This window comes from Paraburkholderia sp. J63 (assembly GCF_905220245.1).
Lineage (GTDB): Bacteria > Pseudomonadota > Gammaproteobacteria > Burkholderiales > Burkholderiaceae > Paraburkholderia.
In genome coordinates, this window is sequence record NZ_CAJMZF010000040.1 from 63,472 (window position 1) to 77,402 (window position 13,931).

13 protein-coding genes and 1 pseudogene are annotated in these 13,931 nt (G+C 60.5%); 10 read left to right on the forward strand and 4 right to left on the reverse strand.

Annotated elements, in window-relative coordinates; translation table 11 throughout:
• Nucleotides 1-106 precede the first annotated feature (106 nt).
• Both U5775_RS30665 and U5775_RS30670 read right to left on the reverse strand, forming a co-directional pair.
• The gene (locus U5775_RS30665) at nucleotides 107-496 is read right to left on the reverse strand and encodes an H-NS family nucleoid-associated regulatory protein (protein WP_322061882.1); all 390 of its coding nucleotides are present in this window, start codon (nucleotides 494-496) and stop codon (nucleotides 107-109) included.
• 285 nt (nucleotides 497-781) lie between these two features.
• The gene (locus U5775_RS30670) at nucleotides 782-1,210 is read right to left on the reverse strand and encodes a MarR family transcriptional regulator (RefSeq protein WP_322061892.1); all 429 of its coding nucleotides are present in this window, start codon (nucleotides 1,208-1,210) and stop codon (nucleotides 782-784) included.
• 222 nt (nucleotides 1,211-1,432) lie between these two features.
• Here U5775_RS30670 and badH point away from each other — a divergent pair, with 222 nt between their 5' ends.
• From badH to U5775_RS30710, 8 genes are all read left to right on the forward strand, one after another.
• A complete protein-coding gene (badH, locus tag U5775_RS30675) occupies nucleotides 1,433-2,200 on the forward strand; it encodes a 2-hydroxycyclohexanecarboxyl-CoA dehydrogenase (protein WP_322061883.1) in 768 nt (255 codons plus the stop codon).
• 53 nt (nucleotides 2,201-2,253) lie between these two features.
• On the forward strand, nucleotides 2,254-3,036 hold the full coding sequence (gene badI, locus U5775_RS30680; protein ID WP_322061884.1) for a 2-ketocyclohexanecarboxyl-CoA hydrolase: 783 nt from the start codon (nucleotides 2,254-2,256) through the stop codon (nucleotides 3,034-3,036).
• Between the two features lie 69 nt (nucleotides 3,037-3,105).
• Nucleotides 3,106-4,257 carry a cyclohexanecarboxyl-CoA dehydrogenase gene (gene aliB, locus U5775_RS30685; RefSeq protein WP_322061885.1) on the forward strand — a complete coding sequence of 384 codons (1,152 nt, stop codon included), beginning with the start codon at nucleotides 3,106-3,108 and terminating at the stop codon, nucleotides 4,255-4,257.
• Nucleotides 4,258-4,301: 44 nt separating this feature from the next.
• Nucleotides 4,302-5,960: a cyclohexanecarboxylate-CoA ligase gene (gene aliA, locus U5775_RS30690; RefSeq protein ID WP_322061886.1), complete on the forward strand. Its 1,659-nt coding sequence runs from the start codon at nucleotides 4,302-4,304 to the stop codon at nucleotides 5,958-5,960.
• A 42-nt stretch (nucleotides 5,961-6,002) separates the two neighbouring features.
• Complete coding sequence (locus tag U5775_RS30695) at nucleotides 6,003-6,779, forward strand: enoyl-CoA hydratase (RefSeq protein WP_322061893.1); 777 nt, start codon at nucleotides 6,003-6,005, stop codon at nucleotides 6,777-6,779.
• 39 nt (nucleotides 6,780-6,818) lie between these two features.
• Nucleotides 6,819-7,100 (forward strand): acyl-CoA dehydrogenase family protein, encoded by a 282-nt coding sequence (locus tag U5775_RS30700; protein ID WP_415913689.1) that lies wholly within the window; start codon nucleotides 6,819-6,821, stop codon nucleotides 7,098-7,100.
• 111 nt (nucleotides 7,101-7,211) lie between these two features.
• A complete protein-coding gene (locus U5775_RS30705; RefSeq protein WP_322061887.1) occupies nucleotides 7,212-8,768 on the forward strand; it encodes a methyl-accepting chemotaxis protein in 1,557 nt (518 codons plus the stop codon).
• Nucleotides 8,769-10,176: 1,408 nt separating this feature from the next.
• Nucleotides 10,177-11,070: a transporter gene (locus tag U5775_RS30710; protein ID WP_322061888.1), complete on the forward strand. Its 894-nt coding sequence runs from the start codon at nucleotides 10,177-10,179 to the stop codon at nucleotides 11,068-11,070.
• Between the two features lie 330 nt (nucleotides 11,071-11,400).
• Here U5775_RS30710 and U5775_RS30715 read toward each other — a convergent pair whose 3' ends face one another.
• Entirely contained in the window at nucleotides 11,401-11,805 is a 405-nt protein-coding gene (locus U5775_RS30715; RefSeq protein WP_322061889.1) for a helix-turn-helix domain-containing protein, read from the reverse strand.
• A 4-nt stretch (nucleotides 11,806-11,809) separates the two neighbouring features.
• Nucleotides 11,810-12,274: an AraC family ligand binding domain-containing protein gene (locus U5775_RS30720; protein ID WP_322061890.1), complete on the reverse strand. Its 465-nt coding sequence runs from the start codon at nucleotides 12,272-12,274 to the stop codon at nucleotides 11,810-11,812.
• A 183-nt stretch (nucleotides 12,275-12,457) separates the two neighbouring features.
• Between U5775_RS30720 and pobA the strand changes: the two genes are divergently transcribed.
• A complete protein-coding gene (gene pobA / locus U5775_RS30725) occupies nucleotides 12,458-13,642 on the forward strand; it encodes a 4-hydroxybenzoate 3-monooxygenase (RefSeq protein ID WP_322061891.1) in 1,185 nt (394 codons plus the stop codon).
• Nucleotides 13,643-13,718: 76 nt separating this feature from the next.
• A pseudogene (locus U5775_RS30730) lies at nucleotides 13,719-13,931 on the forward strand (hypothetical protein); the annotation flags it as partial.

Sequence of the window (13,931 nt, forward strand, 5' to 3'; positions counted from 1 at the left end):
GCCTCCGGATGCACGTGGTTGGGGCTTCGTTGCATTTTGCGGAACGAGCACGTCCTGTGCTCAGAAGGTGATGCGAAAGCAGAGTTCACTGTCATCTGCGAAGCTTTCAGGCTGCTCGGAGATGCTCAACCTTATTGCTGGCCAATCTCGTTCCGGCAAATGGGTCGTCACGCCAGTCCACGCCGTCGCGCTTCGTGGACTCTCTTGGGGGCTCCGCGCCAATCGAGAAGTGTTCGAGCGACTGCCCGGCGCTGGTCGCTTGAACAACCCACTGCGGCGGGGTTCCCTTGCCCTCCCATGTGTGTCCGAAGGCGTCCCTGTAACGTACTGCTCGCAGTCGCTCCTGGTCAGCGGCTATAGGGGTAGCGATGTCCTCGGGCTTAATCCCGAATTCAGCCATCCGTCGCTGCAGATGCGCCACTATCCGCAGCGATAGCCTCCATGGTTGCCACGACACTCGCGAGCGAGTCTTTGTGGTGGCGTTTGAGGTGTCCATGAATGTTTTCGTTGCGCAAAAGCCGGCTCATGAAACCCCTTCGCGACCACAAGCGAAAGCATTGTGTCGCTAACGGTGGTTGAACGTGGGCACTCGGGTCAACGATCGGAATGACGCCGTCAATTGCATAGGGGGCGTGGCTAAATCTCTGGGGCTCTCGACACGATTTCGATCTCTTATCAAGTATCCATTCAATTTATCAACAAACTACGCTTGCTTTACCGGTGAGCTTCAGATAACGGAATCTGGCGGCAGTTCCGAGTGAGGCAGCAGTTCTGCGGCGCTTCAATCATCTTCCACGGCATTCCCGGCACGTGTTGCTTCATCGATGCGTTTCATGTTGTCCAGCAGCTTGAGCAGGTAATGCAGCGCATGCGTGACGTCCTCCACCGAGAAGTCGGTGAGCACGTCGTCATAGTACATATTGATTTTCGGTATTGCCTGTTGCAGCCAGAGTTGCCGCCCCGAGGCGCTCATACGCACGAGCCGCGATCGGCGGTCGCGCTCGTCCGCGCCGGTCGTCAGATTCCCGTCGCGCTCCATGCGACTGATCAGCCCCGACAGATTCTGCCGGCTCACCATCAGGTAGCGTGCCAGGTCTCCTACGCTCATACCGCCCGCGCTTTCCTCGCGCGAGAGCGCGCCGAGCACCGCCCACTGTTGCGTGGTCAAGCCTTCATCCTCCACGGCCCGTGTACCTGTCTTATGCAGCATATTGCTGCATTGATACAGTCTGAAGAATAGCCGGTTAGCCAGATCAAGCTTCGCTGCATTCACCTTATTTTTCGCGTTTGTCACGGGTTTCCCCTAGTTGGTTTGCTCTTGATATACCGTGTGCGTACCGCCTAGTATACGTCAATATATTTACTTAAATTGTGCGCGGGGCGCAAGCCAATCGAAACCCCATACTACCCTGACAAAACGCGGAGACTCATCATGGGAAAGCTGGAAGGTAAAACGGTCATTGTGACGGGTGGCGGCGGCGGCATTGGCGGCGCCACGTGCCGGCGCTTCGCGTCCGAGGGGGCAAAGGTCGCGATTTTCGATCTGTCGCTCGACGCGGCGGAAAAGGTCTGTGAGGCGATCCGCGCCGCCGGCGGGGCGGCCGAAGCCATCCGGTGCGACATCACCAACCGCGCCGAAGTCGATGCGGCGGTGGCCGAGGCTGAGAGGAAGCTGGGTCCGATCGAAGTGCTGGTCAACAACGCCGGCTGGGACGTGTTCCGCCCGTTCGTGAAGACCGAGCCGGCGCAATGGGAAAAGCTCATTGCGATCAACCTGACCGGCGCGCTGCATCTGCATCACGCGGTCCTGCCGGGTATGGCGGCGCGCAAGAGCGGCCGCATCGTGAACATCGCTTCGGATGCGGCACGGGTCGGCTCATCGGGCGAGGCCGTGTACGCAGCGTGCAAGGGTGGTCTGGTGTCGTTTTCGAAAACCATCGCGCGCGAGCATGCGCGTCATGGCATCACCGTCAACGTGGTGTGTCCGGGTCCGACCGACACCGCGCTATTTGCCGAATACAAGGAGGGCGCCGGTAATCCGGAAAAGCTTATGGAGGCCTTCCAGCGTTCCATTCCGCTTGGCCGCATCGGCCAGCCCGATGATTTACCGGGCGCCATCGTCTTCTTCGCCAGCGACGACGCGAAATTCATCACAGGGCAGGTGCTGAGCGTATCAGGCGGCCTCACCATGGCGGGCTGAGGCGCCTTCAGCGTTCCTCTATATCGACGACGAAACCGCAAAGGTATCCGATCATGAATTACGAAGACATTCTCTACGAAGTCCGCAACGGCGCGGCATGGATCACCATCAATCGCCCCGACAGGATGAACGCGTTTCGTGGCCGCACGTGCGACGAGCTGATCCATGCGATTTACAAGGCGGGCTATGACCGCGAGGTCGGCGTGATCGTGCTGGCGGGTGCGGGCGACAAGGCGTTCTGCACGGGCGGCGATCAGTCCGCGCACTCGGGGCAGTATGACGGGCGCGGCACGATCGGCCTGCCGATGGAGGAGCTGCACACGGCGATTCGCGATGTGCCCAAGCCCGTGATTGCGCGTGTGCAGGGCTACGCGGTGGGCGGCGGCAATGTGCTGTGCACGATCTGCGATTTCACCATCGCGTCAGAAAAGGCCGTGTTCGCGCAGGCCGGCCCGAAGGTGGGCTCGGTCGACCCTGGTTACGGCACGGCGTTTCTCGCCCGTGTGGTCGGCGAGAAGAAGGCACGCGAGATCTGGTATCTGTGCCGCCGCTATCCGGCGGCCGAGGCGCTCGCAATGGGCCTGGTGAATGCCGTCGTGCCGCACGACCAGCTCGACGCCGAAGTGCAGAAGTGGTGCGACGAAATCATGGAGAAGAGCCCGACGGCCATCGCCATCGCCAAGCGCTCGTTCAACATGGATACCGCGCATCAGGCGGGCATCGCCGGCATGGGCATGTACGCGCTCAAGCTCTACTACGACACCGAAGAGTCGAAAGAGGGCGTGAAGGCCTTCCAGGAGAAGCGCAAGCCCGAGTTTCGCAAGTACGCGAAGTAATCACGAAGTGTCCGATGCCCAGACTGACTTGCACCTCGTTGCGGACCCGCTATCTCCAGGAAGCAAACCTTGAATCCCTATCTCGATGACGACTTGATGGCCCTGGGCGAGCATGCCCGCCGCTTTGCCCGGGAAGTGGTGGCCCCGGGCTTTCTCGAGCGCGACAAGACTCGCGTGCTCGATCGCGCGATCATGCGCCAGATGGGGGCAATGGGTTTTATTGCTCCTGAACTGCCGGAACAGTTCGGCGGCCAGGGGCTGGGTTGTCTCGCTGCGGGCGTGATTCATGAGGAAATCGCGCGTGCGGACCTGAGCCTCTCGTATATCAACCTGCTGGCCTCGCTCAACGGCCAGATTCTTGCCCACCATGCCCGGCCGGAAGTGGCCAGGCCCTGGCTCGAACGGCTGATCCAGGGCGACGCGCTTTTTGCGATCGCGCTGACCGAGCCGCGCGGCGGCTCCGACGCGGCCAACCTGCGCTTGAAGATGGAGCGCGTGGGGAACGAATACGTGCTGAACGGCGAGAAGACCTCGATTTCGGCCGCCGATCAGGCTGATGCCGCCGTGGTGTTCGCGCGCAGCGGCACCGTTGAGCAAGGCGCACGCGGGGTTTCCGCGCTGCTCGTGCCGATGGACCTCCCGGGCATTACGCGCAACCGCTTCGACTGTCACGGCCAGCGTGCGATTGGTCGCGGTTCGATTTTCTTCGAGAACGTGCGTGTGCCCGTCGACCATTTGCTCGGCGACGAAGGCAAGGGCTTTGTGCAGGTGATGCAGGGCTTCGACTTCTCGCGCGCGCTGATTGGCCTGCAGGTGCTGGCTGTGGCCAAGGCCAGTCTCGAAGAAACCTGGGAGTACGTGGCGCAGCGCGAAGCGTTCGGCAAGCCGCTCTCGGCGTTCCAGGGCGTCTCGCATCCGCTCGCCGAATATGAAACCCAGGTCGAGGCCGCGCGTCTGCTGTGTCTGCAGACATTGTGGCTCAAGGATCGCCATCTGCCGCATACGGCCGAGGCAGCGATGTGCAAGTGGTGGGGGCCGAAACTGGCGTACGACGTTATTCACCAATGCCTGCTGTCGTTCGGGCACGGCGGTTACGACCGCGGCCTGATGGAACAGCGCCTGCGCGACGTGCTCGGCTTCCAGATCGGCGACGGCACCGCCCAGATCATGAAGACCATCATCGCGCGCACCAATGCCGGTCGCGACGCCGTTCCCAACTGATAGCCGGCGCAGCGAATCCTCTACAAAAAACCTGGAGACATGGCATGAAGTTCGATCCCGTACTGATCGGGCCTCGCCGCGCGCCGAGTATCGCCAAGGGCTGGTGGCCTGAGCGCACGATCAACGATGCCCTGGACGAGGCGCTCGCCGCCTGCCCGGACCAGGTCGCGTTGAGCGCGGTGTGCGCCGAAAGCGGCGCACACACGCAGTTCACCTATCGCGAAATGGCACGCATGGCGGACCGCATTGCGGTCGGACTCGCGCGGCTGGGTGTGGGGCGTGATGACGTGGTGTCGATGCAGTTGCCCAACTGCTGGCAGTTCACGTTGCTGTATCTCGCATGCTCGCGCATTGGTGCGGTCGCCAACCCGCTGATGCCGATCTTTCGCGAGCGCGAACTGACATTCATGCTCACGCACGCCGGCAGCAAGGTGATGATTGTCCAGAAGCGCTACCGCAATTTCGACTACGAGCAGATGCTCGACGGGTTGCGAACGCATCTGCCCGATCTCGAGCACGTGGTAGTGATCGGTGCCGGGCAGGGCGGCTGCCCCGCGCCGCACAGCTTCGAGGCCTTGCTGTCCACGCCCGCGTGGGAAGCCGGACCCGACGCGCAACGCGTGCTGGGCGCCACGCGGCCCGGCCCGGACGACGTCACGCAACTCCTCTACACCTCCGGAACGACGGGCGAGCCCAAGGGCGTGATGCACACGGCGAACACGCTGATGTCGAACATCGTTCCTTACGCGCAGGCGATGCGCCTGAACCCGGACGATGTGATCCTCATGGCTTCGCCGATGGCACACCAGACCGGTTTCATGTACGGGCTCATGATGCCGGTCATGCTGCGCGCCCACGCGGTACTGCAGGACGTCTGGGACCCCAAACTGGCGATGCGCCTGATCAACGAGGAACGGGTCACGTTTACGATGGCCTCGACCGCGTTCCTGACCGACCTCGCCGCAACCGTCGCCGAACAGCGCAGTGGAGTGCCGAGCCTGCGCACGTTCCTGTGTGCGGGCGCGCCGATCCCGGGGCCGCTGGTCGAGAAGGCGCGCACCGCGCTTGGCGCCAAGGTCGTATCGGCGTGGGGCATGACTGAATTAGGGGCGGTGACACTGACCCGCCTCGATGACCCAGACGAACGCTCGTTTAACACTGATGGCACGCCACTGCCTGGCACCGAGTTGAAGGTGCTCGACCAGGATGACCAGCCTGCCGCGCAGGGCGCAACGGGGCGTTTGTTTGTGCGTTCCAGTTCGGGCTTCGCTGGCTACCTGAACCGTCCCCACCTGAACGGCGTCGATGCCGAAGGCTGGTTCGACACCGGCGACATGGCCTACATGGACGCAAGCGGCTATCTACGCATAGCGGGCCGCAGTAAGGATGTGATTATCCGTGGGGGCGAAAACATTCCTGTGGTTGAGATCGAGGCGTTGCTGTACTGCCACCCGCAGATCAGCGACGTCGCAATCGTGGCCTATCCGGACCCGCGGCTCGGCGAGCGTGCCTGCGCCGTCGTGGTGCAAAAGCCCGGCGCAAACCTCGATATGCCGGCTATCGTCGACTTCCTGAAAGCGAACAAGGTGGCCCTGCAATACATTCCCGAGCGTTTGCTGTTACTCGACTCGATGCCGAAAACGCCCTCGGGCAAGGTGCAGAAGTTTCGGCTACGCGAGATTGTTCGGGATGGAAAGGAATAGTTCCGAAGCCGGAGACGATACCCGATGAACACGACGAATCTCATGCAAGAGCAACCGGTACTGATTGAACGCATTGGCCGCGTAGGCGTAATCAGGCTGAATCGTCCGAAGCAGATGAACGCCTTCAACGATGCACTGATGGACGCGCTTGGCGACGCACTGCTGGCATTCGACCGCGACGAGGGGATCGGCGCGATCGTGATCACCGGCAACGAGAAGGTTTTCGCAGCCGGAGCCGACATCGTTGCGATGGCGAGCTGGTCATACATGGATGTGTACGCGAGCAATTTCATCACGCGCAACTGGGAGACCATCCGCCAGGTACGCAAGCCCGTGATCGCCGCCGTGTCAGGTATTGCAATGGGCGGCGGCTGCGAACTCGCGCTGGCATGCGACATTTTGATTGCCGCCGACAACGCGCGCTTCGCACTACCTGAAATCAAGCTCGCGTTGTTGCCTGGCGCAGGTGGTACGCAGCGGCTGCCGCGTGCGATCGGCAAGGCCAAGGCGATGGATATGTGCATGAGCGGGCGCACCATGAGTGCGGACGAAGCGGAGCGCAGCGGTCTCGTATCGCGCGTGGTGCCGGCAGAATCCTTGCGCGACGAAAGTCTGGCGCTGGCACAGACGCTGGCGGGTTATTCGGCTCCGGCCTTGATGGCAATAAAGGAATCGGTCAATCGGGCGTTCGAAGCCTCGCTCACTGAGGGCATGTTGTTTGAACGTCGCCAGCTTCACAGCCGCTTCGCCAGCGAGGATGCGCGCGAAGGCATGAACGCATTTCTCGACAAACGTCCAGCCGATTTCAGGCATCGCTGATCGGGCGCATTAATCGAATGGCGCGCCTGGAGTGACATTATGGCAATCGATCAAGCGTCCTTTCAATTGCTGATGGCATCGATTCAGCGCTTTATTGCGGGACGCCTGGTGCCGGCCGAGGATGGCGTGGAAGAAAACGATGAGGTTCCAGCTGACGTCGTCGAGGATATGAAGGCAATAGGCCTCTTTGGCCTGGCTATCCCTGAGGAATACGGCGGAGTTGGGCTGTCGATGGCGCAGGAATGCGCGGACTGGCTAGAGGCAACGGCCGGCATTGCGCAGGGCGTTGGCAAGGACGGGTTTGGCGCCAGCGCAGACTGACTGAGCAGAAAGGTCGGTCGCGTACTGCATTACGCGAGGGGATTTTTGTCGCCGGCAGATCTCATTGACACATGCTTCGAAAAGAACATCAGCCGATAAAAAGGGATACCAATGATTCGCTTTCGTTCATTTAAGGGACATGTGCGTCGGCTCTTTGCGCTGCTGGATACGAGTTATCCTGGAGATTTCTCGCTCGACGCGAGCCGCCAGATCGAGTTAGGGGGGCGTATGACGCCCGCGTTGATGAGTGGTTTGCGCCTCGTGACGCTGGATCACCGGCCGATGGATGATTGGGGCGCCAGAACTGGCCGCGGCATCGCCTCGATCCTGGTGCTTGCCGAGGGCGATCTCGTTCGCGTGGCCACCAATATCACGAATGCGAAAGGCGAGCGCGGCGTGGGAGGTCTGCTGGACCGCTCGCACCCGTCCTACGCCGCCACCATGGCAGGCCAATCTTTTTATGGCCATACCGTGGTTTCGGGCCGTAAGTACATCGCTGTCTACCGGCCGATTTTTGACGGCCGGGACGTGCTGATTGGCGCTTTCGCGGTAGGTGTCGATGTGGACCATATCCGCATGGCCACGCTCTCTGAGAAGCTCGGGCTCAGTATTGCTGGTGGCGCGTCGTTGCTACTGCTCGCGCGCGATTTTCTGCTGTCTACCCTGAGCGGCACGCCTTGGCTGGGTCCAGTGGCGTGTCTCAGCAGCCTCGGCGTTGGTGCGGTGCTTGGCACGGTGTCGTACACGCTTGGCGAGATGCTGGTCACACGGTCCCTGCGCCAGGCCGCTGACGCCGCGCATCGGATCGCTTCAGGTGATCTTTCGAAGCAACTGGCGGTGACGCGTGGCGACGAAGTGGGGGGTATGTTCGACGCACAGAATGGCATTAGTACGGGGCTTGCTTCGCTCGTGGGCAGGGTGCGCGAGGCGACCGGAAGCCTGAGCGTGGCAGCCAGGCAGATCGCTTCGGGCAATAACGATCTTTCGGCGCGAACCGAGGCGCAGGCCGGATCTCTGGAGCAGACTGCCGCTGCTGTAGACGAACTGACGTCGACTGTGCGCAACAATGCCGACAACGCACATGAGGCTCACGAGTTTGTGCAATCGACGGCGCAGTTGGCTGGTGATGGCGCGCAACTGATGGAGCGTACGGTCAGGACCATGCAGGAAATCCGCGAAGCTTCGCGTCATATGTCTGCTATCGTCGGCACGATTGAGGCGATTGCGTTCCAGACTAACATTCTTGCCTTGAACGCAGCGGTGGAGGCGGCTCGCGCAGGTGCGGAGGGCCGCGGTTTCGCGGTGGTAGCGCAGGAGGTACGTGTGCTGGCACAGCGTAGCGCCACCGCCGCTGGAGAGATCAAGGTGTTGATCGGGCGCGCAGTTGGGAGGATCGACGATGGTGGAGAACTGGTTGACCATGCGGGCAAGAATATGGAGCAGATTCTAAGTTCGATTCGAAGCGTGGCGGGGCTGATGGCTGAGATCAGTCAAGCCAGTGCGGAGCAGAGCACGGGTATCGCGGAGGTTAACCGTGCGGTTAGCCATATGGACGAGATGACGCAGCAAAATGCGGCGCTCGTCGAGCAGATCGCCGCTGCCGCCACGAGCATGCACCAGCAGACCGATGCGCTTGAGCGGGCCGTGCACGCGTTCCGGCTCACTTGATCGCGACCGGTCGTACGTAGTGCCGAACGCCAGTGACCTGCCGCTATCGTTGATGCACCCGTTACAATCGAGCTTTTGCTGCATGCCCCGGAGCACGCTCAAACACCCTGCCGCGTACTAAGCTCAGCGCGCAAGGGCCAAATGCGCACTGTCAACGTTCCGAAGTGCGCGCGCGCAGAGGGCGTTACTGATGCGATCGGATCGGGGTTGTTTCGCAATAAGGTTACAGTCCGAGATACTTCCACTATGAACAAGAGTGCCGCGGTTCAGGGAGTAAGACCATCGGTGCCTTGAGGATCATCTGCACGGCTTCGATACCGCCATGGATGATGCATGTATAGCGAATATTCCCGAAGCCCATCGCCGGTCTCGAAGGATATGTTTTTGCAGAAATCGAGGTGGGCGCGCCATCGTCGCCAAAGGGCGAGAATAACGCGGTCACATCGATGAAGACTTCGCGCGAACCACGCGGTTCACGAGCCAGATTGTGCACGGGAAGCTGACGGCGGTCGTGATCTCAGCGGCCATTGATGGCCGGTTACATGCCCCACGAAGATCCGGGATAGAGCCTTCGTTTCAGGGCGCCACTGCGCCCGGCGATACCACGCTCCCTGCGATGACAACCAAAAAGCCGATTCCGGACCAGCGCCGCGTGGTGCTCATAACGATATGCAAGGAGAGGGTGAGGTTGTCAGCGAGGGTGATGCACATGTGATGCCACCCACCCGCGAAATTCGCCCGAACCGGCGTTTGCGCGCGGACGGTTCGACTGATGCCAGGACGGCCCTGCTCATCGTGACGTCTACCGGTTCTCAAAAGTCTCCCAAAGCGAATGGAGCGTCGAAGGAATAGTCCTGGCGGCCCCGGGCATCCCGGCAGGCATGGTTTGCACAGTGCGTTCATTTTGGACCGTTTCATGCCGGCTCGGCCAGCGAGTCCGCCCCGGAGAGAGCTTATTGCTGGGTAGTCAAGCTCCGTTCCGTCGTTGAATGCCTGTTTTAGTAAATTACTTTACATAAATGTAATTGCATCTCTGCACGGATATGGCTGCAGTGTTCTTCGTCATGGCAATTTTTCAGGCATGTTATGGATTGTCCTGGTGTGGTGTCAGCTTGCATGGGTAGAGTCCATCATCTAATATAGGTAAATATATTTACGTAAACGAGCGATAACTCGAGTTTGCCTGACACCCTTGGTACGCACGCTTGGCATTGAGCGGAGTGGTGCACCAGTTTGAAGGCAAGCTGGCGGCTGTTGCCGTCGGTGCCATTTTGCGGCGGCGAAGGTCTGAATGATCGTATCGGACAGGGAGATCGTCTACCGCAATTAGCCGTTTCGCGGAGGAGGTCAGCAATACTCGGGATGACATTAAAGATAAGGAATGCAAAAGAATATATGGAGGTTGAAGGTGAACCTCAAGAAAAATTTGATAGCACGAAGTTGCAAGGGAATGGAGGAGAAAATGAATTTGCGTACCAAAACGACGAAGATTTTTGCTGGTGTGTTGCTGGTCCTCGCTGGCTTGCCGGATGCGCATGCGAGTTCCCAGTTGCTCCCCGGAATTTCGACGGGCCTGCCTCTGGGCTTGCCGCTGCCTCCGGGTATCTATTCGGTCACTCAAGGCAATTACGGATGGCGGGGAAGCGACCCGACTGTTGGCGTGGGTGTTGGCATTCCCGCCTGGCTGATCTGGTCCACTCCATGGACGGTAGCGGGCGGCCGATTCCTGCTGGATACCGTGACGGCCGTCGCCAACGTCGACGTGAAGGGCTATCACAGTTATACGGGGGTCGGCAACACGTATGTCGATGCGCAGCTCAAGTGGAATCTGGGCGGCGGGTTTTCCGGGGGCGTCCAGAGCGGGGTATTCCTGCCAGTTCGCAATGACCTGACTGCGTTAGGCGTGACGCGGAACTTCTATTCCTTTATGCAGATCGCGGCGCTCACCTATGAACGCTTCGGGTGGGAAGCCGACGTCACCGGGATCTATGGCACGGGCAAACACGGCAGCGAGCTCGGAGAAAACGCCGCGCCCCAATGGGCCAATTACGATCTGACGGCGCTTAAGCACATCGGGAAATGGGAGTTTGGTGCCGTAGCCTTCGGATCGCGCGATCTGAGCTCTCCGGTTTCCGGATATGAGCGTCAGGGGCAATTTGCGGCGGGTGGTCTGATCGGCTATCAACTGCCCAGAGGGACACTGCAATTAAAGGTCACGCGAGACCTGGCCGAAACGAACTACACCGGGCGAGAAACCCGCGTGTGGTTCAACCTGATCATGCCACTCTGGCTGCAGAAGTAAAGAAACAGGGACAGCAGTGAGGGTGGGCTGATTCCGCTACACCGCTCAGCTGACGTGCCGGGATGAGACTGGCGCGAACGGGAATCTGCTTCTGCTCAAGCAGGACGAGTATTCCCGGTCGCAAATGACGCGTGTGAACGAGGCGACCTGGCGGGCAGGCGACGTGTTGCGCGGAACGCTGCGTGACGGGTGGGCTTCTGAACGATAGCGGCTTCGCCTCGTCGTCCAACTGCTGGTTGCGATCATCCCGGGATTAGAGCTTTCTCTCGACGTTTCGGGCGGAGTGTCCCTGCGATCCTCGGCGTCCGTCGGATGCTGCCTGCAGGGAAATCATCTTCGCTTGCGAAAGGTATTGGGTGTAACGCCAGTGAATCTCTTGAAGAACCGTGTGAAATACGCTGGCTCTGTGAAACCCAAAAAATCGGAGACCTGATTGATATTGAGCGAGGTATAGGTGAGGCTGCGCTTCGCCTCGAGCAGCAGCCGCTGGTGAACGAGCGCGAGCGCGCTTTTACCTGCGATGCGCTGGCAAATCATGTTCAGGTACACCGGCGTCACGCCCAGATGTTCAGCGTAGCGGCTGATTGGCAAATGCTCCCTGTAATGTTTTTCGATCAGGCCCGAGAAAGCCCTCAGAAGCGCGTGGCCGCGATCGCCGGGTTCGCCCCGTTCCTCGCCTTGCTGGTCCTGGCGACTGACCCAGACGACGAGTGCGCTCACCAGCGACCGAAGCATCAGGTCACGTGATGGCGCAGGGAGCCCGTATTCCTGGTTCAACTGGCTGCACAGGGTGGTTCAGGTAGAGCCGGTCATTGCCTACCGGATAGCAGCCGGGGTGCTCCAGAACGCGACGTGGCGCGTCGATTTGCTGCTGGAGCCAGTCCATCAGCGGCGCGGCGATTGTAATCACGAAACCGTCCACTTCCGGAGAGAACCGGAAGCCATGCACGCACATCGGCGGGACGACCTGGACCGAGGGCGTGTCGATCCGCGTCATTTCACCCTCTATTTCGAGTTGGGCGACGCCTTTCTGGACGTACAGGACCTGCGCGAGGTCCGCATGCCGATGGCTGCGGATTTCCCAGTCGTGCAGGCTGCTTCGCTCGGGGATCGACTCGCAGTGCAGCAAATCAAGTGTGCTCCAGTCGGGCCCTTCGCCGTATAACTTGAAGACGGGAATACCGTGTTGCGCGGGGTGCTTCATGGTGTCGTCACCGTTTTGCCGCTCCACATGGGACTTTCGAAAAGTCCAATTTTAATCGGGAAAATTGTATTAACAGCGCTCAGAATTTCGAGAAAAATGCAATTCAACCGTGGCGTCAATTATTTGGGCTCGAAGAGAGAAGCAGCAAGTCCACGGTGCAGAGGAATACAGGAGACATCGGTCATGAAGACCAGGGTAGCGATCATCGTTGCCGGACCGTCCGGCCTGCTTTTGGGACAGTTGCTGCACAAGGCGGGCATCGACAACGTCATTCTCGAACGCCAGAGCGGCGAATACGTGCTCGGCCGAATCCGCGCTGGCGTGCTTGAACAGGGCATGGTCGACCTGTTGCGCGAAGCGGGCGTGAGCGAGCGCATGGATGCGGAAGGCCTGGTTCACGACGGCATCGAACTCGTGTTCGGTGGGCGACGAGACCGCATCGACCTGAAGCAACTCACGGGCGGCTCGTCGGTGCTGGTGTACGGCCAGACCGAAGTGACGCGCGACTTGATGGCGGCGCGCGAGGCGAGTGGCGCAACCACGATTTACGAAGCCGCCAACGTTCAGTTGCACGACGTGAAGGGCGAAACGCCCTACGTGACGTTCGAGAAGAACGGCGAGACCTGTCGTCTGGATTGCGATTACATCGCCGGCTGCGACGGTTTTCATGGCGTTTCGCGCAAGACGATCCCTGCGGAAGTGCTCACGCACTACGAGCGCGTCTATCCGTTTGGCTGGCTCGGCTTGCTGTCCGACACGCCACCCGTCAATCACGAACTCATCTATGCGCATCACGAGCGCGGCTTTGTCCTGTGCAGCCAACGTTCGACGGCGCGCAGCCGTTACTATCTGCAAGTGCCTTTGACCGAGAAGGTCGAGGACTGGTCCGACGAGCGCTTCTGGGAAGAGCTGAAAACGCGTCTGCCGCAAGACGTGGCGGAGAAGGTGGTGACCGGACCGTCGCTTGAGAAGAGCATCGCGCCGCTGCGCAGCTATGTGGTCGAGCCGATGCAGTACGGCAAGCTGTTTCTCGTTGGAGACGCGGCGCATATCGTGCCGCCGACCGGCGCGAAGGGCCTGAATCTCGCGGCGAGCGACGTGAGCACGCTATACCGCATCCTGAATCGCGTGTACCGCGACGGCCGCACCGATCTACTGGAAAAGTATTCGCAGATCGCGCTGCGCCGCGTGTGGAAGGCAGAACGTTTCTCGTGGTTCATGACGAACCTGTTGCACGAGTTCTCTGAGCGCGACGCTTTCGACAAGCGCATGCAGCGCACCGACTACGACTACTACACCACCTCCGAGGCCGGACTCAGGACGATAGCGGAAAACTACGTGGGTTTGCCGTATGAGCCTATCGAATGAAGCTGCGTTCGCCTGACTCGTACTGATCCTCCATGATGACCTATCTCGGGGTGCGCCGGCTGGTGTTCCGGGATCCCTGAAGCGCAGCGCGCTCGCTTATCACCAGAATCCGAAGCCCGGCAAGATCTCGGTCACGCCGACCAAACCGCTCTCCAACCAGCTCGATCTTTCGCTCGCGTATTCGCCGGGCGTGGCCGCCGCGTGCGAGGCGATCCATGCCGAGCCGCTCGACGCGCAGAAGTACACTTCGCGCGGCAACCTGGTCGGCGTCGTGACCAACGGCACGGCC